Consider the following 1,447-nt stretch of genomic DNA (forward strand, 5'->3'; position numbering starts at 1 on the left):
GCTCGGCGGCGGCGTGCCGGTCGGCGAGGTGCGGGCGGCGTTCTGAGGCCTGCCCGGCCCGGGGCGGCCCTTCGGGGTGCGGGCCGCCCCGGGCCGGTGCACGGTGGACCGGGGGCCGTCGCACAGCTGAGGGAGTCCGCCATGACCGACCACGTGTACCGGGTGACCGAGATCGTCGGGTCCTCGACCGAGAGCGTCGACGCCGCGATCCGCAACGGGGTGGAGCGGGCCTCCCGGACGCTGCGCAACCTCGACTGGTTCGAGGTCTCGCAGGTCCGGGGCCACCTGGAGGACGGCCGGATCAAGCACTACCAGGTGTGCATGAAGGTCGGTTTCCGGCTGGAGGACTGACCCGGTACAGCCGCGTTCCGGCAGCACCGGTTCGGCTGTCCCGGCTGACCTCACCTCATGCCGACAGGCTGTCGGCAAGGCGTTCCGCCCCCCGGACACGGCAGAGGCCGGGGCCCGCGGACGAATCCGCGAACCCCGGCCCCGAGCTGTCCCGACCTACCTCGAACCGCCCTCGATCGAATGAGATCGGAACGACGGCTCAGTGACCGCCCTGCTCCGCCAGGCGCTTGATCGAAGCGGTGACCTCGGCCTCGGCCTCGGCGCGGCCGACCCAGTTGGCGCCCTCGACGGACTTGCCCGGCTCCAGGTCCTTGTAGACCTCGAAGAAGTGCTGGATCTCCAGGCGGTCGAACTCCGACACGTGGTGGATGTCGCGCAGGTGCTCCCAGCGCGGGTCGGTCGCCGGAACGCACAGCAGCTTGTCGTCGCCGCCGGCTTCGTCGGTCATGTGGAACATGCCGATGGCGCGGCACTTGATCAGGCAGCCCGGGAAGGTCGGCTCGTCCAGGATGACCAGGGCGTCCAGCGGGTCGCCGTCCTCGCCGAGCGTGCCCTCGACGTAGCCGTAGTCGGCCGGGTAGCGGGTCGAGGTGAAGAGCATCCGGTCGAGCCGCAGACGGCCGGTCTCGTGGTCGACCTCGTACTTGTTACGAGAGCCCTTCGGGATTTCGATAAGGACGTCGAACTCCAACGGTTCCTCCAAGGTAGGGACTGACAGAATCCAAGTGTCTCCTACGGGAGCGGGTGCTCGGGAAAGGGGCCGGTCGGTGGGAGCAGGGGGAGGAGCGGCGCGCCGCCGCGGGGGGACGGCCGCGGGGCTGTTCGGAGCGGCGCTCCTGGTCGTCAGTACGGTCCTGACCTCGGGCGGTGCGTACGCGCAGCCGTCCCCGCCGCCGGGCGGACACAGCGCCGGGCACGGCGAGGACGAGGACCACGACGGGCAGGGCGGCCACGACGGGAGGAAGGGCGACCACGGGAAGGGCGGTGCCGGCCCCCGGTCGAACGACAGCCCGAGCACCGCGCCCACCCGCCGGGCCGTGCCGCCCGCCGCCTCCGCGCCCACCGGTGGCGGCAGCGACGCCCCGGATGCACGCCC

Annotated in this window: 2 protein-coding genes and 1 pseudogene; 2 read left to right on the forward strand and 1 reads right to left on the reverse strand. The window is 72.1% G+C overall.

Annotation, left to right across the window (positions count from 1 at the left end):
* The first annotated feature begins 141 nt into the window (after nucleotides 1-141).
* Nucleotides 142-351 (forward strand): dodecin, encoded by a 210-nt coding sequence (locus KS423_RS45405; RefSeq protein ID WP_224285507.1) that lies wholly within the window; start codon nucleotides 142-144, stop codon nucleotides 349-351.
* 199 nt (nucleotides 352-550) lie between these two features.
* Here KS423_RS45405 and KS423_RS45410 read toward each other — a convergent pair whose 3' ends face one another.
* A complete protein-coding gene (locus KS423_RS45410) occupies nucleotides 551-1,042 on the reverse strand; it encodes an inorganic diphosphatase (RefSeq protein WP_030059594.1) in 492 nt (163 codons plus the stop codon).
* Nucleotides 1,043-1,118: 76 nt separating this feature from the next.
* Here KS423_RS45410 and KS423_RS45415 point away from each other — a divergent pair.
* Nucleotides 1,119-1,447 (forward strand): annotated as a pseudogene (locus KS423_RS45415) (hypothetical protein); the annotation flags it as partial.

It is taken from the genome of Streptomyces sp. LS1784 (assembly GCF_020103755.1).
GTDB lineage: Bacteria > Actinomycetota > Actinomycetes > Streptomycetales > Streptomycetaceae > Kitasatospora.

Coding starts and splice junctions, on each gene's coding strand:
- KS423_RS45405 (WP_224285507.1), top strand. CDS start 142: ATGACCGACCACGTGTACCGGGTGACCGAGATCGTCGGGTCCTCGACC.